Annotated in this window: 20 protein-coding genes; 17 read left to right on the top strand and 3 right to left on the bottom strand. The window is 75.9% G+C overall.

Features of this window, described 5'->3' with window-relative positions:
- Positions 1 to 30 precede the first annotated feature (30 nt).
- From nrdR to A2CP1_RS14700, 15 genes are read left to right on the top strand one after another with little or no spacing between them, the layout of a single operon-like run.
- Positions 31 to 498, top strand: coding sequence for a transcriptional regulator NrdR (gene nrdR, locus A2CP1_RS14770; RefSeq protein WP_012634005.1), 468 nt, complete (start codon positions 31 to 33; stop codon positions 496 to 498).
- Positions 495 to 1673, top strand: a complete 1179-nt coding sequence (ribD, locus tag A2CP1_RS14765; protein WP_012634004.1) for a bifunctional diaminohydroxyphosphoribosylaminopyrimidine deaminase/5-amino-6-(5-phosphoribosylamino)uracil reductase RibD — start codon at positions 495 to 497, stop codon at positions 1671 to 1673. The genes nrdR and ribD overlap by 4 nt, the downstream gene beginning before the upstream one ends.
- Positions 1674 to 1685: 12 nt before the next feature.
- Positions 1686 to 2333, top strand: coding sequence for a riboflavin synthase (locus A2CP1_RS14760; RefSeq protein ID WP_012634003.1), 648 nt, complete (start codon positions 1686 to 1688; stop codon positions 2331 to 2333).
- The gene (locus tag A2CP1_RS14755) at positions 2330 to 3658 is read left to right on the top strand and encodes a bifunctional 3,4-dihydroxy-2-butanone-4-phosphate synthase/GTP cyclohydrolase II (protein WP_012634002.1); all 1329 of its coding nucleotides are present in this window, start codon (positions 2330 to 2332) and stop codon (positions 3656 to 3658) included. Before A2CP1_RS14760 ends, A2CP1_RS14755 begins: the two co-directional genes overlap by 4 nt.
- Positions 3655 to 4143 carry a 6,7-dimethyl-8-ribityllumazine synthase gene (ribH, locus tag A2CP1_RS14750; protein ID WP_012526834.1) on the top strand — a complete coding sequence of 163 codons (489 nt, stop codon included), beginning with the start codon at positions 3655 to 3657 and terminating at the stop codon, positions 4141 to 4143. Before A2CP1_RS14755 ends, ribH begins: the two co-directional genes overlap by 4 nt.
- Positions 4144 to 4145: 2 nt before the next feature.
- On the top strand, positions 4146 to 4574 hold the full coding sequence (nusB, locus tag A2CP1_RS14745; protein WP_011421790.1) for a transcription antitermination factor NusB: 429 nt from the start codon (positions 4146 to 4148) through the stop codon (positions 4572 to 4574).
- 10 nt (positions 4575 to 4584) lie between these two features.
- Positions 4585 to 5163, top strand: a complete 579-nt coding sequence (locus tag A2CP1_RS14740; protein WP_012526833.1) for a peptidase M17 — start codon at positions 4585 to 4587, stop codon at positions 5161 to 5163.
- Between the two features lie 34 nt (positions 5164 to 5197).
- Positions 5198 to 7255 (top strand): chemotaxis protein CheA, encoded by a 2058-nt coding sequence (locus tag A2CP1_RS14735; protein ID WP_012634001.1) that lies wholly within the window; start codon positions 5198 to 5200, stop codon positions 7253 to 7255.
- A gap of 5 nt (positions 7256 to 7260) precedes the next feature.
- Positions 7261 to 8085: an ExeA family protein gene (locus A2CP1_RS14730; protein WP_012634000.1), complete on the top strand. Its 825-nt coding sequence runs from the start codon at positions 7261 to 7263 to the stop codon at positions 8083 to 8085.
- 14 nt (positions 8086 to 8099) lie between these two features.
- The gene (locus A2CP1_RS14725) at positions 8100 to 9005 is read left to right on the top strand and encodes a chemotaxis protein CheW (protein ID WP_012633999.1); all 906 of its coding nucleotides are present in this window, start codon (positions 8100 to 8102) and stop codon (positions 9003 to 9005) included.
- Positions 8992 to 9531: a chemotaxis protein CheW gene (locus tag A2CP1_RS14720; protein WP_012633998.1), complete on the top strand. Its 540-nt coding sequence runs from the start codon at positions 8992 to 8994 to the stop codon at positions 9529 to 9531. The genes A2CP1_RS14725 and A2CP1_RS14720 overlap by 14 nt, the downstream gene beginning before the upstream one ends.
- Complete coding sequence (locus A2CP1_RS14715) at positions 9528 to 11600, top strand: HEAT repeat domain-containing protein (protein WP_012633997.1); 2073 nt, start codon at positions 9528 to 9530, stop codon at positions 11598 to 11600. Before A2CP1_RS14720 ends, A2CP1_RS14715 begins: the two co-directional genes overlap by 4 nt.
- Before the next feature lie 6 nt (positions 11601 to 11606).
- Positions 11607 to 12470 carry a CheR family methyltransferase gene (locus A2CP1_RS14710; protein ID WP_012633996.1) on the top strand — a complete coding sequence of 288 codons (864 nt, stop codon included), beginning with the start codon at positions 11607 to 11609 and terminating at the stop codon, positions 12468 to 12470.
- On the top strand, positions 12467 to 13519 hold the full coding sequence (gene cheB, locus A2CP1_RS14705) for a chemotaxis-specific protein-glutamate methyltransferase CheB (protein WP_012633995.1): 1053 nt from the start codon (positions 12467 to 12469) through the stop codon (positions 13517 to 13519). Before A2CP1_RS14710 ends, cheB begins: the two co-directional genes overlap by 4 nt.
- Complete coding sequence (locus A2CP1_RS14700; protein ID WP_012633994.1) at positions 13516 to 13902, top strand: response regulator; 387 nt, start codon at positions 13516 to 13518, stop codon at positions 13900 to 13902. Before cheB ends, A2CP1_RS14700 begins: the two co-directional genes overlap by 4 nt.
- Before the next feature lie 213 nt (positions 13903 to 14115).
- Here A2CP1_RS14700 and asnS read toward each other — a convergent pair whose 3' ends face one another.
- Positions 14116 to 15420, bottom strand: a complete 1305-nt coding sequence (asnS, locus tag A2CP1_RS14695; protein WP_012633993.1) for an asparagine--tRNA ligase — start codon at positions 15418 to 15420, stop codon at positions 14116 to 14118.
- A gap of 95 nt (positions 15421 to 15515) precedes the next feature.
- On the opposite strand from asnS, the gene leuS reads away from it, so the two are divergent.
- Positions 15516 to 18014 carry a leucine--tRNA ligase gene (gene leuS, locus A2CP1_RS14690; RefSeq protein ID WP_012633992.1) on the top strand — a complete coding sequence of 833 codons (2499 nt, stop codon included), beginning with the start codon at positions 15516 to 15518 and terminating at the stop codon, positions 18012 to 18014.
- A 1-nt stretch (position 18015) separates the two neighbouring features.
- On the top strand, positions 18016 to 18552 hold the full coding sequence (gene lptE, locus A2CP1_RS14685; protein WP_012633991.1) for an LPS assembly lipoprotein LptE: 537 nt from the start codon (positions 18016 to 18018) through the stop codon (positions 18550 to 18552).
- A gap of 21 nt (positions 18553 to 18573) precedes the next feature.
- Here the strand turns inward: lptE and rpsT are convergent, their stop codons facing one another.
- Positions 18574 to 18849, bottom strand: a complete 276-nt coding sequence (gene rpsT, locus A2CP1_RS14680; protein ID WP_012526821.1) for a 30S ribosomal protein S20 — start codon at positions 18847 to 18849, stop codon at positions 18574 to 18576.
- 470 nt (positions 18850 to 19319) lie between these two features.
- Entirely contained in the window at positions 19320 to 20177 is an 858-nt protein-coding gene (gene mazG / locus A2CP1_RS14675; protein ID WP_012633990.1) for a nucleoside triphosphate pyrophosphohydrolase, read from the bottom strand.
- Positions 20178 to 20183: the final 6 nt, after the last annotated feature.

The following is a 20183-nucleotide window of genomic DNA, read 5'->3' as shown; positions in this document are numbered from 1 at the left end:
CGCCGGGCGGCGGGCCGGGGTGAGTGGACCATGCGCTGTCCGTACTGCGGACACCTCGAGGACCGGGTGGTGGACTCGCGCGAGACGCAGGACGGCCAGGCCACGCGCCGGCGCCGGGCGTGCCTGTCCTGCGAGCGGCGGTTCACGACGTACGAGCGCATCGAGGACGTGCTCCCGCAGGTGGTGAAGAAGGACGGCCGGCGCGAGGCGTTCGACCGCGCCAAGATCGTCGAGGGCGTCGCCACCGCCTGCCAGAAGCGGCCGGTCTCCACCGAGCAGGTGGAGGCGCTCGTCTCGGCGGTGGAGCGGCAGGTCCAGGAGCTGGGCGAGCGCGAGATCCGCACCGCCGTCATCGGCGAGGCGGTGATGCAGCGGCTCCGCACGCTCGACGAGGTCGCCTACGTGCGCTTCGCCTCGGTGTACCGGGCCTTTCGCGACGTGGGCGAGTTCATGACCGAGCTGGCCGGGCTGGCGCGGAAGGACGGGGAGGAGCGGTGACCGCACGCGCGGCGCCGTCGGGGTGGCGGGCGAGCGCCCGCGCGCCCGCGCCCGTCGCCGGCGCGGAGGCGGAGCGCTTCATGCGCCTGGCCGTGCGCGAGGCGGCGCGCGGGCTGGGGCGCACCAGCCCGAACCCCGCGGTGGGCGCGGTGGTGGTCCGCGACGGGCGCGTGGTCGGGCGAGGCCACCACGCGCGCGCCGGCGGGCCGCACGCCGAGGTGGTGGCGCTCCGGGCCGCCGGGGCGCTGGCGCGCGGGGCGGACGTGTACACCACGCTCGAGCCCTGCGATCACTTCGGCAAGACGCCGCCCTGCTCGGTGGCGCTGCTCGAGGCCGGGGTGCGGCGGGTGTTCGTGGGCTCGAGCGACCCGAACCCGCTGGTGAACGGGCGCGGGATGGCCCGGCTCCGCCGGCACGGCGTGGCGGTGGTGAAGGGCGTGCTGCGCGACGCGTGCGACCGCCTCAACGCGCCCTGGTTCACGTTCATCACCGAGGGTCGGCCGTTCGTGACGCTGAAGGCGGCGGTGACGCTCGACGGCCGCATCGCCACCCGCACCGGCGACGCGCGCTGGGTGAGCGGCGAGGCGGCGCGCGCCTGGGTGCACCGGCTCCGCGACCGGGTGGACGCGGTGCTGGTGGGCGCCGGGACGGCCCGGGCCGACGACCCGCGGCTCACCACGCGCCTGCCGCGCGGCGGCCGCGACCCGATCCGCGTCGTGCTCGACAGCGATCTCTCGCTGCCGCGGACGCTGGCGCTGTTCCGCGGCGGCTCGCCGGCCCCGACGCTCGTGGCGCACGCGTCTGCCGCGCCGGCGCGCCGGTACGGGCCCGGCGTGGAGCTCGTGCGCTGCCGCCGCGGGAAGGGCGGGGTGGACCTGCGGGACCTGCTCGCGAAGCTCGCCGCGCGCGGCGTCGCGCACCTGCTCGTGGAGGGCGGCGCGCACGTCCACGCGCGCTTCCTCGAGGCCGGCCTGGTGGACCGGGTGGCCGTCTTCGTCGCGCCGAAGATCGCGGGCGGGGACGGCGTGCCGCTCGTGGCGGGCCGCGGGCCGGCGCGGATGGCGGACGCGCTGCGCCTGGAGCAGGTGGCGTTCGAGCGGGTGGGCGACGACCTGCTCGTCACGGGCGTCCCCGCGCGCCGCGCCGCGTTGGCCAAAAACCCCCAACGAGGCTAGGATTCGCGCGAAATGTTCACCGGACTCGTCGCCGACGTCGGCGTGGTGGAGCGGATCGTCCCCCGGCAGGGAGGCGCTCGCCTGACGCTCCGCCCGGCGCGGCTGCCGGTGGACGAGCTGGTGCTGGGCGAGAGCATCGCCTGCTCCGGCGCGTGCCTCACGGTGGTCGAGCGCGGCGGCGGCCTGGTGTCGTTCGACGCGGTCCCGGAGACGCTCGCGCGCACCACCGTCGGCGGCTGGAGGCCGGGCGCGAAGGTGAACCTGGAGCGCGCCCTCGCCGTGGGCGAGCGGCTCGGGGGGCACCTGGTGCAGGGCCACGTGGACGCGGTGGGCGAGGTGCTGCGCCGCGTGCCGGAGGGGCAGGGCGCGCGCCTCACGATCTCGCTGCCGCCCTCGATCGCGCCGCTCGTGGCGGAGAAGGGCTCGATCGCGGTGGACGGGGTGTCGCTCACCGTGGCGACGGCCGGACGGGACCGGTTCGAGCTCGCGCTCATCCCGGAGACGCTGGCCCGCACCACGCTGGGCCAGGCCGCCGCGGGCACGAAGGTGAACCTCGAGGCCGACGTGCTGGCGCGCCACGTGGCGCGCCTGCGGGCCTTCGAGGGGCTCGGGGCGGGCGATCTCGCCCGCTGGGGATACGCAGCAGAGGAGAAGCCGTGACGGAGCACGCGCAGCACGCCGTCGACTCGGTGGAGAAGGCCATCGCCTACCTCCGCGCCGGCAAGATGGTGATCCTGACCGACGACGAGGACCGCGAGAACGAGGGCGACCTGTGCCTCGCCGCGGAGAAGGTCACCCCGGCGGCGGTGAACTTCATGGCCCGCTACGGGCGCGGCCTGGTCTGCCTGTCGCTCACCGAGGAGAAGGTGCGGCAGCTGCGCCTCCCGCTCATGGTGGACGAGACGGCGAACACGTCGGGCTTCGGCACCGCGTTCACCGTGTCGATCGAGGCGCGCCAGGGCGTGAGCACCGGCATCAGCGCCAAGGACCGCGCCCACACCATCCTCACCGCGGTCGCCGACGGCTGCCGCCCCGAGGACCTGGCGCGACCGGGCCACGTGTTCCCGCTGCGCGCCCGGAAGGGCGGCGTGCTGGTGCGCGCCGGCCAGACCGAGGGCTCGGTCGACCTGGCCCGCCTCGCCGGCCTGAAGCCCGCCGGCGTGATCTGCGAGGTGATGAACGACGACGGCACCATGGCGCGCATGCCCGAGCTGGAGAAGCTCTCCCGGGCGCACGACCTGCCCATCGTCTCCGTCGCCGACCTCATCTCCTACCGGATGATGAAGGACACGCTCGTGCGCCGCGCGGCGGAGGCGCCGCTGCCCACCGAGCACGGCGAGTACCGCGCCGTCGCCTACGAGAACGACGTGGACCGGCACCAGCACGTGGCGCTGGTGAAGGGCAAGTGGCGGCCGAACGAGGCGGTGCTGGTGCGGGTGCACTCGAAGTGCCTCACGGGCGACGTGTTCGGGAGCGAGCGCTGCGACTGCGGCCCGCAGCTCCACGCGGCGCTGGACCAGATCGACCGCGCCGGCAAGGGCGTCCTGCTCTACCTCGACCAGGAGGGCAGGGGCATCGGCCTGGCGAACAAGCTGAAGGCGTACAACCTGCAGGACGAGGGCTACGACACCGCCGAGGCGAACGTGCGCCTCGGCTTCAAGCCGGACCTGCGGGACTACGGCATCGGTGCCCAGATCCTCCGCGATCTGGGCGTGCGCAAGATGCGGCTCCTCACCAACAACCCGAAGAAGATCATCGGGCTCGAGGGCTACGGCCTCGAGGTGGTGGAGCGGGTGGCGATCGAGATGCCTGCGACGCGCCGCAACCGCGCGTACCTCATCACCAAGCGGGACAAGATGGGCCACCTGCTCACGCTGGCGCCGGTCGCGGCGGCGGCGGCGGCACGGGCGCCGGCGGCCCCGGCGCGGGCCGCCAAGCGGCGGCGCCCGGCCCCCGCGTCCAGGAAGGGAAAGGGAAGGCGATGAACGTCTACGAAGGCTCGCTGGTCGGCACCGGCCTCAAGGCCGCGCTGGTGGTGGCGCGCTTCAACTCGCTCGTCACCGAGCAGCTCCTGGTGGGCGCGGCCGACGCGCTCCGGCGGCACGGCGTCGCCGACGGCGACGTCGACGTGTTCCGCTGCCCGGGCACGTTCGAGCTGCCGGCGGTCCTCCGGCGGGTGGTCGCGACCGGCCGGTACGACGCGGTCGTCGCGCTCGGCGCGGTGATCCGGGGCGGCACGCCGCACTTCGAGTACGTGTCGGCCGAGGTCACGAAGGGCGTGGCCCACGTCGCCATGGAGGCCGGCTGCGCGGTGACGATGGGCGTCCTCACCTGCGACAGCATGGAGCAGGCGCTGGAGCGCGCCGGCGTGAAGGCGGGCAACAAGGGCGCCGACGCCGCGGCCGCGGCGGTGGAGCAGGCCAACGTGCTGCGCGCGATCGCGCGCGCCCCCGCGCGGAAGGCGGAGTGACGGTGACGTCGCGGCGGACCAGGGCCCGGGAGCGCGCGCTGCAGGCGCTCTACCAGATCGACGTCGCGGCCGAGGGCATCGACGACGCCCTCTCCCGCTTCTGGAAGAGCTTCGAGCCGGTCGAGCGCGAGGTGATGGACCTCGCCGAGGGGCTGGTGCGCGGCGTGGCCCAGCACCGGCGCGCGGTGGACGAGGCCATCGAGGCGGTCTCCACCAACTGGCGCCTCGACCGGATGGCCAAGGTGGACCGGAACGTGCTGCGGCTGGCGGTCTTCGAGCTGCTGCGCACCGACGTGCCAGTGAAGGTGGTGATCAACGAGGCCATCGAGCTCGGGAAGAAGTACGGCTCCGAGAGCTCGGGCGCGTTCGTGAACGGCGTCCTCGACAAGGTGGCGAGCGGCCTGCCGCCCGCGCGCCGCGGCGAGCGGTGAGGGGCGAGGCGTGACGCTCAAGATCGAGGTGGCAGAGCTGGGCCTGCAGGCCATCGACGCGCTCGACGTGGACGCGCTGTGCGTCTTCGTCGGGCCGGAGCGGCCGCTGCAGGGGCTGGCCGGCTTCGTGGACTGGCGGATGTGCGGCGCGGTCTCGCGCGTGATCCGCGGCGGGCTGTTCGAGGCGGCGCCGGAGGAGGCGCTGCTCGTGCCTTCCGGCGGCCGCATCCGCCCCGCGCGCGTGTTCTGCTTCGGCCTCCCCGCGGTGCCGCTCGCGCCGGACGCGTTCCTCGGCGCCGCCCGCCGCGCCTGCACCGCCATGGCCCGCGCCGGGAGCGACGCGTTCGCCTCGTCCCTTCCCCCGTTCGCCGGCGAGCCGGGGCTGGCGGCCCGGCTCTGGCTCGAGGCCAGCACGCTCCGGCCGGTGCGCCGGCAGGTGCTGCTCGGTGAGCCGCGCGCGCTGCAGCGAGACCTGACCGCCGCCCGCAACGCCATGGGGCTGGACGTCGAGGTGGTGGCGCCCCCGTCGCGCGTGGAGATGCCGTCCCGGGGCCGCGCCTTGCCGCACGTCGGCGGCGTGGTACGCTGACCCGGCCGCGGGGCCCGCGCCTCCGCGCCGCCCCATGCCGGCCGACCGATCCCAGAAGGCGCTCGCCGAGTTCGTCTCCGAAGCGCAGGAGACGATCGACGCGCTCGGCCACGGGCTCATGCAGCTCGAGGCGGGCGGGCACGAGGATCCGGACCCGGACGTCCTGAACGGCGTCTTCCGCGCCGCCCACACGCTGAAGGGCCTGTCCTCGATGTCCGGGGTGGAGCGCCTCACGCGCCTCGCCCACGCGCTCGAGGACCTGCTCGACGAGGTGCGGCTGGGCCGGCGCCGGCTGGACCGCCCCGCGCTCGACCTGCTGCTCGAGGCGCCGGAGGTGCTGTCGCGCATCGTGGCGGAGGAGGCCTCCGGCGCGGCGCCGGCGAGCACCGACGCCGCCGCCCGGCTCACCGACCGGCTCCGCGCCGGCGAGGCGCCGCCGCCGGCCCGCGCGGCCGACTCGCTCGCGACCGTGGCGCTGGGGCCCGAGGTCCTCGGCATCCTCACCGAGTACGAGGAGCACCGGCTCCGCGCCAACCTCGACAAGGGGCTGGGGCTGCACCGGGTGAAGGTGAGCTTCGACCTGGACGGGTTCGACCGCGAGCTGGCCGCGCTGAACGGGCGGCTGAAGCGGCTCGGCGAGGTGGTCTCGACGCTGCCGTCCTCGGACCTGCGCGATCCCCAGGCGATCGCGTTCGAGCTGCTGTTCGCCTCGAAGGAGCCGGTGGACGCGATCCGCCGCGAGGCGGGCCCGGCCGCGGCGGTCGAGGCGGTGCCGCGGGTCGAGGCGCCGCCGCCCGCGCCGCGCGCCGACGCGCCCCGGCGCGCCGGCGGCGCGCTCTCCCCCGCGCCCGAGGCCCCATCGGACGACGCCGCGTCGCTGCGCTCCGCCTCGCAGGCGGTGCGGGTGGACATCCACGAGCTCGACCGGCTCATGAACGCCGTCGGCGAGCTGGTGCTGGTCAAGACGAGCCTCGTCGCGCTCGCGGAGCGGCTCCGCGCCGAGGGGCGCGACCCGGCCGCGGCGGCCGAGCTGCAGCGCATCAACCGCACGCTGGAGCGCCGCCTGGAGGAGCTGCAGGCCGGCATCCTCGAGGTGCGCATGGTCCCGCTGGAGCAGGTGTTCGACAAGCTCTCGCGGATGGTGCGCAAGCTGGCGCGCGAGGTCGGCAAGGAGATCGACCTCCGGGTCTCGGGCGGCGAGGTGGAGCTCGACAAGCTCATCGTCGAGGACCTCTCCGATCCGCTCATGCACCTCATCCGCAACGCCATCGACCACGGGATCGAGGCGCCCGAGCGGCGCGCCCGGGCCGGCAAGCCGCCGCTCGGCACCGTGCGGCTGGAGGCGGCTCCGCAGGGCAACAAGGTCCGGATCGTGGTCGAGGACGACGGCGGCGGCATCGACGAGGATCGCATCCGGGAGGTGGCGGTCCAGCGCGGGCTGGCGACCGCGGGCGACGTCGGCGCGCTGTCCCGCCGCGAGCTCATGAACCTCATCTTCGTGCCCGGGTTCTCCACCGCGCGCCAGGTCACCAGCCTCTCCGGCCGCGGCGTGGGCATGGACGTGGTGAAGAGCAACGTCGCCGCGCTGTCCGGGATCATCGACCTGCACACCGAGCGCGGGCGCGGCACCCGCTTCGAGATCACCCTGCCGGTGACGCTCGCGATCGTGCGCGCGCTGGTGGTGTGGGTGGCGGGCCGGACCTACGCGGTGCCGCTCAACAGCGTGCTGGAGATCCTGGAGGTCCGCGCCGCCGAGGTGCGCACGCTCTCCACGCGCGAGGTGGTCACCGTGCGCGGCGCGACGCTGCCGCTGGTGCGCCTGTCCACCTTCTTCGGGCTGCCCGGCGCCGGCGCGCCGGAGCGGCTGTTCGTGGTGGTGGTCGGGCTGGCGCAGGAGCGGCTGGGCGTGGCGGTGGACGCGGTGGTCGGGCAGCAGGACGTGGTGGTGAAGCCGCTCGGCTCGGTGCTGCAGGGCGTGCGCGGCATCGCCGGCGCCACCGACCTGGGCAGCCGCCGCACGGTGCTGGTGCTGGACGTGGGCGCCATCATCGAGGACGTGGTGTCGGGGGAGCCCCGCGAGGCGGCGGGGTAGCCGGGATGTACCTCGAGCACTTCGGCCTCGCCCGCAAGCCGTTCTCCAAGACGCCGGACCCGGCGTTCCTGTTCCCCTCGCGCCAGCACGCCGAGGCGCTGGCGCGGCTCTCGCACGCGCTGGAGGAGCGGGAGGTGGCGGTGCTCACCGGCGAGGTGGGCGCCGGCAAGACCACGCTGTCGCGCGCGCTGGTGGACGCGTTCGCGGACCGCTGCCGGTTCAGCTTCGTGGTGCACCCGGCGCTGCCGGCCGCGCAGCTCCTCGGGACCATCGCGGAGGGGTTCGGGCTGCCGCCGGCGCGGCGGAAGGCGGACGCGTTCTCGGCGCTCGCCGACCACGTGGCGCGGCTCGACGCCGAGGGCCAGTTCGCGGTGGTGGTGGTGGACGAGGCGCAGCTCCTCCCGGCCCGCGCCGCGTTCGACGAGCTGCGGCTCCTCACCAACCTGTGCGCCGACGATCGCGCGCTGGTCGGGCTGGTGCTGGTGGGTCAGCCGGAGCTGCGCGAGCGGCTGCGCGCCCGGGGTGGTGAGGCGTTCCTGCAGCGCGTCGGGGTGGCCTACCACCTCGGCGCCCTCGACGGGCCCGAGACCGGCCGCTACCTGGAGCACCGGCTGGCGGTGGCCGGCCGGACCGAGGCGCTGTTCGAGCCGGCGGCGGTGGCGGCGGTCCACCGGCTGAGTGGCGGGGTCCCGCGGCGCGTGAACCAGGTGGCGGCCAGCGCGCTCCTGGAGGGGTTCGCGCGCGAGGTGGAGACGATCGGCGCCGAGGTGGTCGAGGCGGCGGCGGCCGATATCGCCGCCTATCTGGGAACGCCGGGACGGCCGGGGTAGAGTCCCCTCCGGCGATGGACTTTCTGGCGATCCGGAAGAAGGCGAGGGAGCGGGCCGCCGCGCGCGCCGCGGCCGGGCCGACCTCCGCCGCCGCGCCGGCGCCGGAGCCGCCCGCGGACGCGCCCGGGGGCGTGGCCAGCGCCGCGGCCGTGCTCGCCGGACGCGTGCAGGCCATGCCGGAGCCGGACCCGGCGCGCTTCACGACCTGGCGACCCGGCGAGCCGCCCCCGGTGCCCATCGATCCGTCCGCGCTGCCCGCCGCGCGCCCCGGGCCGGCCTCGCCGCCGCCGCTCCCCGCGCCCGCCGTCGAGGTCCGCCCCCCGGCGGCGCCGGCCGCGCGCGATCCGCTCGACGCGTTCTTCTACCGGCCGGACGAGGAGGCGCCGGAGCTGCCCGAGCTGGGCTGGGCGGCGGGCGGCGCGCCGGCGCCGCTCGAGCCTGGCCAGGTGTCGCTCGACGAGTTCCTCACCTTCGCCCTCGGGGCCGAGGAGTACGCGGTGCCGGTGGAGCGCGTGCAGGAGGTGCTCCGCCCCCCGCCGCTCACCGAGGTGCCGCGCGCGCCGGCGCCGGTGCTGGGCGTGGTGACCGTGCGCGGCCGCGTGGTGGCGGTGATCGACCCCCGCGCGCGGCTCGGCCTGCCGGCGCCCCGCGACACGGGCGAGGACTGGCGCCTCGTCATCGTGGACGCCGGCGATGGGCCCTGCGGCTTCCGCGTGGACGCGATCTCCAGCGTGGTCCGCCTGCCCGCCGGCAGCCTGGAGCCGTCCCCGCAGGGCATCGGCGGCGACGCGGCCGAGTGCCTGCTCGGGATCGGGCGGGAGCGCGACCGGCTGTTCACCGTGATCGATCCGGCCGCGCTGGTGCGCCGCTCGCTGGCGGCGCCGCGCCGCGCCGAGGGGGGCCAGGGTGGCGGCGCCTGAGGCGGCCGCGCCGGAGGGCGCGCGGGTCCAGCTCTGCACGTTCCGCGTCGGCGGCGAGGACTACGCCATCGACATCATGCGGGTCCGCGAGATCATTCCCCCGCAGCCCGTCACGCCGGTGCCGCGCGCGCCCGCGTTCGTGGAGGGCGTGTTCCACCTGCGCGACGAGGTGATCCCGGTGGTGGACGTCCGGCGCCGCTTCGGGCTGCCCATCGGGCCGCCCACCCGGCGCACGCGCTTCCTGGTGGTGAACGTGGCCCGGCGGCGCATCGGGCTGGTGGTGGACGAGGTGTGCGAGGTCCTGCGCCTGCCCCGGCACGCGCTCCGCCCGGCCCCGGCGCTGGTGGCGGATGGGGGGCCGCGCTTCTTCCTGGGCGTGTGCGGCGGCGACGGGAGGCCCGGCGGCCGCCGCGGGGGGCCGGCGCGGCTCCGGCTCCTGCTCGACGTGAAGGCGCTGCTCGACCCGGTGGTGCCGGGCGAGGCGGCCGCAGCCAGGGCCCAGGCCGAGGCCTCGAGGCGCGCATGACCGCTCCCGACCCGCACGGCCGGGCACGCTCCGGCGACGAGGAGCTCCGCTACCGCGCCACCTGCGAGCTGGATCCGGCCGCGCCGGCCGAGCTGGCGGTGCTGCTGGAGGCGCTCGCGGACGCGAGCTGGCGGGTCCGGGCCGCGGCGGTGGAGCGGCTCGGCGCGCTCCGCGACCCCGCGCCCGCGCTGCGCGGCCTCCTCGAGGCGCTGGGCGGCGGGGCCACGGTGGGCGCGCGCGAGGCGGCGGCGGCGGCGCTCCAGCGGCTGGGCGCCGCGGCGGTTCCCGCGGTCCTGGAGCGGCTCGGCGGCGGCGACGGCGACCTCCGGCAGGCGGCGGCAGGCGTGCTCGGCGCGATCGGCGATCGCCGCGCGGTGCCCGCGCTGGCGGCGCGCCTCGCCGACGCCGATCCGAACGTGCGCGCCGCGGCGGCGGAGGCGCTCGGCCGCGTCGGCGGGCCCGAGGCGGCGGGGGCCCTCACCGCGGCGCTCGCGTCCGACGACGGGACGCTGCGGCTCGCCGCGCTGGAGGCGCTCGGCGACCTCCGCGCGTGCCCGCCCGCGGCGCTGGTGGCCCGGATCCTCGCCGACCCGGCGCTGCGACGCCCGGCGTACCGCGCGCTGGGCGCGTGCGGCGAGCCGGAGGGGCTGCGCCTCCTGGCGCAGGGGCTGGCGGAGCCGGCGCGCGGCACGCGGCAGGCGGCGCTGGCCGGGGTGGGCCTGCAGGTGGCCCGCGACGCGGCGGACGCCCTGGGCGTGCTCGCCGGGGCCGTGGCGGAGGTGGGCGCGCGCGACTCCGGGGTGGCGGACGCGTGCGCGGCCGCGATCGGCGGGGACGATCCGCACGCGACCCTGGGCGCGATCGCGGCGCTGGGGTGGCTGGGCGGGGCGCGGCACGTGGGCGCGCTGCTGCGCGCCGCCGAGGACGAGCGCCTGCGGCCGCTGGTCGAGGACGCGCTCGAGCGGCTCCCCGCGGGCGCCGAGCTCCGCGCCGCGCTGGCCGCCGCGCTCGGCAGCCAGGGGCCGGTGGGCCGGCTCACGGCGCTCGCGGTGCTGGCGCGCCTCGGCAGCCCGGCGGCGCTCGAGACCCTGGTGCGCGAGGCCAGCGACGCGGGCGGCTTCCTGCAGGCGGAGGCCGTGGCCGCGCTGGGCCGCCTGGGCGACGCGCGCGCGGTGGCGCCGCTGGCGGGGCTCCTCGGCGACGAGGACCCCGCGGTGGCGGGCATGGCGGCGAACGCGCTCGCCCGCATCGGGCTCCAGTCGTCCGCCGCCGCGGCGGCGGTGCGCGCGATGGCGCGCGCGCGGGCGGCGGTGGGCGCCTGGCCGGCGCTGTACCGCATCCTGGGCGCGCTGGGCGAGGCGGAGGACCTGCCCAGGATCTGCGAGGGGCTCCGCGCGGCCGCACCGGCGGGCCGCGCCGCCGCGGCGGGCGCGCTGGCGGAGCTCGGGCGCCGTGGCGCGGCGCCGGCCGCGGCCGCGCTGGCCGAGCTCGCGGCGGCGCTCCGGGATCCCGACTGGCAGGTCCGCGCCGCGGCGGCCTCGGGGTGCGCGGAGGTGGTGCGCGCGGCCCCGGCGGCGCCCGGCGCCCCGCCGCCCGCGGTGCGCGCCGCGCTCGCGGCGGCGCTCGGCGACCCGGAGCCGGCGGTGCGGGCCGCGGCCGCGGAGGCGCTGGGCGCGGCGGGCGCGGTGGAGCAGGCGCCGGCGCTGGCGGCGCTGGGGCGCGATCCGGCCAGCCCGCCCGCGGTGATCGTGGCCGCGCTGCACGCGCTGGCGGGCCTGGGCGTGCCGCCGGCCGACCTGGTCGCGGCCGCGGTCGGGCACGCGGATCCGGAGGTCGCGAAGGAGGGCGTGGCGGCGGCCGCGCGGCTGGAGGGGCCGGAGGGCGCCCGGCTGCTGCGGGAGGCGGCGGCGAGCGCGCGCTGGGACGTGCGGCGCGCCGCGGCCGGCGCCATGGCCGTGCGCGGCGATCCCGCGCTGGGACCGGACGCCGTCCGGCTCGCCGCCGGAGACGCCGATCCGCTGGTCGCGCGCGCGTTCGCCGACGCGGCGCGCGCGCTCGGGGCCGGGTAGGCGCGCATGTGGAGCCACGGGCCCCCGCCGCCGGCCATGAGCGAGGAGCAGTTCCGGCTGCTCCGCGAGCTCATCCAGGCGCATTGCGGGATCGCCTTCCGCGAGGACCACCGCCGCCTGCTGGAGCGCCGCCTCGCGCCGCGGCTGGAGGCGCTCGGGCTCCGCGACTTCTCCGCCTACCACCGCCACCTCCGGTTCGATCCGCGGGGCGGCGCGGAGCTGGCCGAGGCGCTCGACCTCCTCACCACGAACGAGACCTACTTCTTCCGCGAGGCGCGCCAGCTCCGGGCGTTCGCGGACGAGATCCTGCCGGCGCTGGCGTCCTCGCTGGCCCGGGAGCGCCGGCTGCGCATCCTGTCGGCCGGCTGCAGCACCGGCGAGGAGGCCTGGACCGTCGCGGTGCTGGTGCGCGACTCGGGGCTGTTCGCCGGGTGGGACGTCGAGATCGCGGCCTGCGATCTCTCCCGCCGGTGCGTCGCACAGGGCCGGGCCGGGAGCTACGGGGAGCACGCGTTCCGCGCGCCCGAGTCGTCGCCGATGCGGCGCTGGTTCCACCTGCGCGGCGGGAAGTGGGTGGTGGACGAGGGGCTCCGGGGGATGGTCCGGTTCCACCGCGACAACCTGGTGGCGCCGGACGCGCTCGCGGCGGTGCCGCCGCAGGACGCGGTGTTCTGCCGGAACGTGATGATCTACTTCGACCTGGATGCGCGCCGCCGCGCGCTGCGCGCGCTCCACGCGAAGCTGCGCGGCGGGGGCTGGCTGCTGCTCGGCCACTCCGAGTCGCTGCTCAACGTGACCGCCGACTTCGAGCTGGTCCAGCTCCGGGCGGACCTCGTCTACCGCAAGCCGGCGGGCGGGGGCGCGCCGTGAGCGGCGACGGGCGCCGGCGCACCCTGCGGGTGCTGGTGGTGGACGACTCGGCTGCCAGCCGGGACGAGCTGGTGCGCATGCTCCACGGCGCTGACGGGCTGGTGGTGGCCGGCACCGCGGCGGACGGAGAGCAGGGGCTGGCCGAGGCGCTCCGCCTCGCGCCCGACGTGGTGGTGCTGGACCTGCAGATGCCGCGGATGGACGGGTTCAGCTTCCTGCGCCTGTTGATGGCACGCCGCCCCACGCCGGTGGTGGTGCTGTCGTCGCAGTCGCGGCGCGCGGACGTGTTCAAGGCGCTCGAGCTCGGGGCGCTCGACTTCGTGGCGCGGCCGGACCGCGGTGGGCTCGGGGCGGTCCGCGAGGCGCTGCTGGAGAAGTGCGCCACGGTGCGCGCGCTGCGCATCCAGAACCTCTCCGCCGGCGTCCGGGCCCTCGACGCCCGCGAGCTCGAGCCGGCCCGGATCGCGGTGGTGGGGGCCTCCACCGGCGGCCCCTCCGCGCTGCAGCGCCTGCTCGCGGCGCTGCCCGGCGATCTCCCGCTCGCGGTGCTGGTGGCGCAGCACATGCCCGAGCGGTTCACCGGCGCGTTCGCGGAGCGGCTCGCCCGCGGCTCGCACTTCAGCGTGGTGGAGGCCGTGGACGGCGACCTGGTGGTCGCGGGGCGCGCGCTGGTCGCGCCCGGCGGGCACCACCTGGAGCTGGCGCGCCGCGCCGACGGCGTGCTGCGGGCGGCGGTGCTGCCGCCCGGCGCGCCGGGGCCGGGCGCGCGCCACTGCCCGTCGATCGACCGGCTCTTCCGCTCGGCGGCGCGGGTCCTCGGCGCGCGCGCCTGCGCCGCGCTCCTCACCGGGATGGGCACCGACGGGTGCGCCGGGATGGCGGCGGTGAAGGCCGCCGGCGGGCTCACGCTCGCCGAGTCCGAGGAGACCGCCGTGGTCTACGGGATGCCGCAGGCGGCGGTCGAGCGCGGCGCCGTGGACGCGCTGCTCGGGCTGGACGCCCTGGCGGCGCGCCTCATCGAGCTCGCACGCGAGGCCCGCGCGCCGTGACCCCGTGCCCGCCGCGCCACGCCCTGGTGGTCGACGACAGCAGCGCCATGCGCCGCCAGCTCTGCCGCGCGCTGCAGGGCGCCGGCGGCATCCGCACCACCGAGGCCGTGGACGGCGCCGACGCCTGGCGCCACCTGGCCGCGGCCCGCTTCGACCTGCTGGTCACCGACATCAACATGCCGGTGCTCGACGGGCTGAAGCTGGTGTCGCTGATCCGCTCCGGCGGGGCGCACCGCGCCATGCCGATCCTCGTGGTCACCACCGAGGCCGGCGAGGTGGATCGCCGCCGCGCGCTCGGCCTCGGCGCGAACGACTACCTGGTGAAGCCGGTGCAGGCCCACCAGGTGGTCGAGGCGGTGCGCCGCCTGCTCGGCGCCGCGTGAGCGCGGGCCCGGCGCGCAGCGCCGTTCAGGCGCAGCCGGACACGTCAGCAGGGAGGGGCCCCGGCCGCAGGCTGGGGAGGGGTGCAACCCCTCCCCGCGGGGACCTCGCGCGCACCCGCGTCAGCGGGCGCGCGAGGTCACGGGCCCCGCGCGCGGGGTGGGGCCCCATGGAGCTCCGCTCCATGGGGCGGGGCGGCAGCCCCGTCAGATCACTCACGGCGTGATCCTCTCCATCATGCGCGCGAACGGGATGGTCTCGCGGACGTGGTGGAGGCCGCAGATCCAGGCCACGCAGCGCTCCACCCCCATGCCGAAGCCGGCGTGCGGGACGGTGCCGTAGCGGCGCAGGTCGAGGTACCACTCGAACGCCTGCTTCGGCAGCTGGTGGTGATCGATGGCGGCCTCGAGGGTGGCGAGGTCGTCCTCGCGCTGGCCGCCGCCGATGATCTCGCCATAGCCCTCCGGCGCGAGCACGTCGCAGCCGAGCGCGACCTTGGGATCGGCGGGGTCCTTCTTGAAGTAGAACGCCTTCATCTCGGCGGGGTAGCGGTGCACCATCACCGGACGGTCGAACTGCCTCGCGACCACCGTCTCCTCGTCGCCGCCGATGTCGTCGCCCCACTTCATCGGGTGGCCGGCCTTCTGGATGACCTCCACCGCCTCGGTATAGGTGATGCGCGGGAACGGCGCCTTCACGTTCTCGAGCTTCGAGACGTCGCGCTCCAGCACCGTGGCGAGCTCGACGCGGTGCTTCTCCAGCGCGGTCTGGACCACGTAGGAGACGAACTGCTCCATCAGCTCCATGTCGCCGTCGAGGTCCATGTACGCGACCTCCGGCTCGACCATCCAGAACTCGGTGAGGTGGCGGCGCGTCTTGGACTTCTCGGCGCGGAAGGTCGGGCCGAAGCAGTAGACCTTCCCGAGCGCCATGGCCGCGGCCTCCATGTAGAGCTGGCCGGACTGCGTCAGGTAGGCCTTGCCCAGGTCGAAGTAGGGGACCTCGAACAGCGTGGAGGTGCCCTCGCAGGCGGACGGCGTGAAGATGGGCGCGTCCACCAGCGTGAAGCCGCGCTGGTCGAAGAAGTCGCGGATCGCCTTCTCGACGGTGTGGCGGACGCGCAGGATCACCTGCTGCCGCTGCGAGCGGAGCCACAGGTGCCGCTGCTCCATCAGGAACGCGACCCCGTGCTCCTTGTGCCCGATGGGGAACTCCTGGGCCGGGCGCGACACCACCTGCAGGTCGCGCACGTCCAGCTCGAAGCCGATGGGCGAGCGCTCGTCCTTCTTCACGAGGCCCGTCACCGTGAGGCTGGTCTCCTGCGGGAGGTGGTCCGAGGCCTGGAACACCTCCGGCGTCACGTTCCCCTTGAACACCACGCACTGGATCGTGCCGGTGCCGTCGCGCAGCTGGAGGAAGTGGAGCTTGCCCGACGAGCGGCGGTTGTGGAGCCAGCCGTGGAGCGTGATCTCCTTCCCCTCGTGCTGGGCGATGTCGGCGACGTGGACGGGCGGGTACATGCGGGACCCCGTGCTGGATGGGCGGTGGACGTGGTTTCGCGGGCAATATACCTGAGCAGACGAAACGCGCGACGTCCGCTAGAATCCGCACCCCTATGTCGATGAACGAGCGTTACGAGCCCCAGTCGATCGAGCCGCGCTGGCAGCGCCGGTGGGAGGAGGCGGGCGCCTTCAAGGCGGGTCGCCGTCCCGACGCCGACACCCGCTACGTCCTCGAGATGTTCCCGTATCCGTCGGGCGCCATGCACATGGGCCACGCCCGCGTGTACACCATCGGCGACGCGCTGGCGCGCCACCTGCGCATGCGCGGGTTCGACGTCCTCCACCCGATCGGCTTCGACGCCCTCGGCCTGCCGGCCGAGAACGCCGCCATCAAGGACGGCCGCCACCCGGCGGAGCGGACGCGCGAGAACGTGGTCTCGTTCCGCGCCGAGATGAAGCGGCTCGGCTACAGCTTCGACTGGGAGCGCGAGCTGGTCACCGCCGACGCGTCCTACTACCGCTGGAACCAGTGGTTCTTCCTGAAGCTGCTGGAGAAGGGCATCGCCTACCGGCGCCAGGGCAAGGTGAACTGGTGCACCGGCTGCCAGACGGTCATCGCGAACGAGCAGGTGGTGGACGACAACCGGTGCGAGCGCTGCGGCTCGCCGGTGGTCGAGAAGATCCACCCGGAGTGGGCGTTCCGCATCACCGCCTACGCCCAGCAGCTGCTGGACGGGCTGGACGGCCTGAAGGACTGGCCGGACCGCGTCACGACCATGCAGCGCAACTGGATCGGCAAGAGCGAGGGCGCCGAGGTGGACTTCGCGCTCGCCGCCGGCGGCGCCGCGGTGAAGGTGTTCACCACCCGGGTCGACACGATCTACGGCTGCACGTACGTGGTGCTGGCGCCGGAGCACCCGCTGGTCGCGCAGGTCACCGCGCCGGAGCGCCGCGCCGAGGTGGACGCGTTCGTCGCGCGCATGCGCAAGACCGACGCGGTGGAGCGCACGGGCGAGGGCGCGCCGAAGGAGGGCGTGTTCACCGGCGCGTTCGCGGTGAACCCGTTCACCGGCGAGCAGGTGCCGATCTGGATCGCGAACTTCGTGCTGGCCGAGTACGGCACCGGCGCGGTGATGAGCGTCCCGGCGCACGACCAGCGCGACTTCGAGTTCGCGCGGAAGTACGGGCTGCCGGTGCGCGTGGTCATCCAGCCGGCGCAGGGCGCGCGGCTCCCGGCCGGCGACGCGCTCGACCGGGCCGCCACCGAGGACGGCGTGCTCGAGGGCTCCGGCCCGTTCACGGGGCTCGCCTCCGCGGAGGCGCGGGCGCGCATGTCCGCGCACGCCGCCGAGAAGGGCTTCGGCCAGGGCACGGTGCGGTGGCACCTGCGCGACTGGGGCTTCTCGCGCCAGCGCTACTGGGGCACGCCCATCCCCATCATCTACTGCGACGAGCACGGGATGGTGCCGGTGCCGGAGCAGGACCTGCCGGTGGTGCTGCCGGCCGAGGCGATCATCACCGGCACCGGCGAGCCGCCGCTCGCCAAGGTGGCGTCGTTCGTGAACACCACCTGCCCGCGCTGCGGCAAGCCGGCGCGGCGCGAGGTGGAGACCATGGACACGTTCGTGGACTCGTCCTGGTACTACGCCCGCTACCTCTCGCCGAGGGACGACGCGCGGCCGTTCGACCCGGAGGTCGCCCGGCGCTGGCTGCCGGTGGACGTGTACGTGGGCGGCCCCGAGCACGCGGTGATGCACCTGCTCTACTTCCGGTTCTGGCACCGGGTCATGCACGAGCTCGGGCTGGTGCACGAGGACGAGCCGGTGCGGCGGCTGGTCACGCAGGGCATCGTGAACGGGCCCGACGGGCGCAAGATGTCGAAGCGCTGGGGCAACGTGGTGGCGCCGGGCGGCATGGTGTCGAGGTTCGGCGCCGACACCGTGCGCATGTTCATGCTGTTCGCGGCGCCGCCGGAGAAGGACATCGACTGGTCCGACGAGCAGGTGGACGGCCTGTTCCGCTTCCTGGCGCGCGTGTGGCGCATCTACTTCGCGCGCCAGGCCTGCTTCGACGCGTCGGAGGCCGCGCTCGCCCAGGCGGCCGGCGAGGCGCTCGAGCTGCGGCGGCGCACCCACCGGACCATCAAGCGCGTCACCGAGGGGCTCGAGGCGGATCTCAAGTTCAACACCAGCATCGCGGCGCTCATGGAGCTGGTGAACGCGCTCTACGCGTTCGAGCCGGCCTCCGAGCCGGACCGGGCGGCGGTGCGCGAGGCGCTGCTCGCGCTCGCGACGCTGCTGGCGCCGTTCGCGCCGCACGTGGCCGAGGAGCTGTGGCACGAGGTGATGGGGCCGGTCGCGCGCGAGCGCCTGGTGGCGGACGCGCCCTGGCCGCCGTTCGATCCGGCGCTGATCGTGGCCGACACCGTGACCATCGCGGTCCAGGTGAACGGGAAGCTCCGCGGCGAGGTGCAGGCGCCCGCCGCGGCCGGCGAGGCGGAGGTCCGCGCGCTCGCCGAGGCCGACGAGAAGGTGAAGGTCCACCTCGCGGGCAAGACCGTCCGCAAGGTGGTCTTCGTGCCGAAGCGCCTCGTCAACTTCGTGGTGGCCTGACGTGCGGCGCCCGCGCGACGCCCGCAGGTCGATCGCCGTGCTGCTCGCAGGCCTGGCGGCGCTCGCCGCCGGCTGCGGCTACGGCTTCTCCCACGCGTACCGCGCGCGCGGCGGCGCGGAGCGCGTGCACGTGCGCGCGTTCCAGAACCTCTCGAGCGATCCGGAGCTGGGCGCCGCCCTCACCGCCGCGCTGCGCGAGGAGCTGGCGCGGCGCGGGGCGTCGGCCGGCCCGGACGCGCCGGTGGCGATCGAGGGCGAGGTGGGCGCCGGGGAGGGCCTGCCGTCGTCGGTGACCGGCTCGACCTTCCACGTGGTGCTGAACGCGCGCGCGCGCCTGGTGTCCGAGGGGAAGGTGATCGCCTCGCTCGCCGTCCGCCGCGACGGCGATCACCTGGGCGGCGCGGATCCGCTCGAGACCGAGGGCCGGCGCGCGCTCGAGCTGCGCCGGCTGGCGGCGGACGCGGCGCGCCAGATCCTCGAGGGGTTCGAGGACCGGGACGAGCGCGCCCCGGCCGCGCAGGGCGCGGCGGGGCGCTGACGACCGGGGCGGGGAGGGAGCCTACTTCGCGGCGGCGGCCGGCTTCGCCGCGGCCTTCGCCAGGCGGGAGATCTTCCGCGAGGCGGCGTTCTTGTGCAGCACGCCCTTCGAGGCGGCCTTGCCGATGGTCTTCTCGGCAGACTTCAGCGCGACCTGCGTGGCGGCCGGATCGCCCTTCGCGATCGCCTCCCGCAGCTTCTTCACTGCGGACTTCACGCCGGTGCGAACCTGGACGTTGCGGGCCCGGCGCTTCTGCGCCTGGCGGTTGCGCTTCTCGGCCGATGCGGTGTTCGCCAAGTGACTTCTCCGTCGGGTTGAATAAGAGGGCGCGCTTCTATCGCCCAACGCGAGCCGCGTCAAGGGGTTATGAGCCCGGTGCGGTCCTGGGGTCCCGCGTGCCCTCGCGCGCGGTGCCTCGCTCGCGCCCACGGCGTGCGGTCGCGCGAGCCACGTGCTCGGCGTGCCCTAGAGCGGAGCGGCCCTGCCGTGTATGCCCCCCGGAGGGCCTTCTGGCTCAAGGGTTCGCGCGCCCCGTGCCGCGGACGGCCGCGCGGCGCGCGGCTCCGAATCCGGGGTGGGTCCCGGAGTTATCCACCGGCGGGGGCGGGGAGACGTGGAGTGCGGAGGGGCGCCGGCCGCGGTGTGGACATCTCGGGGGAAGGGGAAGGTGAGCACGCTGAAATCACACGAGATTTCTGGTGCTGCGGAACGCGGCGCCACGTGCCGATGGGGTGAATTCCCTGCGTCGAGGCGCCCCGCCCACCGACTTATCCACCATCTTTCCCCAAACCCCGTTGAGAACCAGCCGAAGGGGCGGTGCCGGGCGATTTCGCTTGACGCTCGAGCTCCTTCGCCTCGTCCCAGAGCGCGTCCATCTCCGCCAGCGTGGCGCTGCCGTGGGGCACGCCGCGGCGCTCCAGCTCGCGCTCGACGTGCTCGAAGCGTGCGACGAATCGGCCCAGGCTCCCGCGGAGCGCCTCCTCCGGCGGGACGCCGAGCTTGCGGGCGTAGTTCGCGAGCGCGAACAGCGCGTCGCCCAGCTCGTGCTCGACGGCCGCGCGGTCGCCGCCCGCCACCGCCTGGTCCAGCTCGGCGAGCTCCTCGCGCACCTTCTCGCGCGCGCCGCCCGCGTCGGGCCAGTCGAACCCGATGCGGCTCGCCTTCTCGGTGAGCCGGTCGGCCCGCGCCAGCGCCGGCATCTCGCGCGGCACGCCCTCCAGCACGCTGTGGCCGGCGCCCTTCGCCTTCTTCTCCTCGCGCTTCAGCGCCGCCCACTGCCGCAGCACGCCCTCGGCGTCCTTCACCTGCGCGTCGCCGAACACGTGCGGGTGGCGCGAGACGAGCTTGTCCGAGATGGCGTCCGCCACGTCCGCGAACTCGAACGCGCCCTCCTCGCGACGGAGCTGCGCCTGGAAGACGACCTGCAGCAGCAGGTCGCCCAGCTCCTCGCGGTGCTCGCGGACGTCGCCCGCGTCGATGGCCTCGAGGACCTCGTACGTCTCCTCCAGCACGTACGGGCGCAGCGTGTGGAGCGTCTGCTCGCGGTCCCAGGGGCAGCCCCCCGGGCCGCGCAGGCGCTCCATGATGGAGAGCAGGCGATCGATGGCCTCGGCGGCGCGCGACATGGTTCG

The organism is Anaeromyxobacter dehalogenans 2CP-1, assembly GCF_000022145.1.
GTDB classification, from domain to species: Bacteria; Myxococcota; Myxococcia; order Myxococcales; family Anaeromyxobacteraceae; genus Anaeromyxobacter; species Anaeromyxobacter dehalogenans.
The sequence above is the reverse complement of the archived record's forward strand: the minus strand, read 5'-3'. Positions and strand labels throughout refer to the sequence as shown.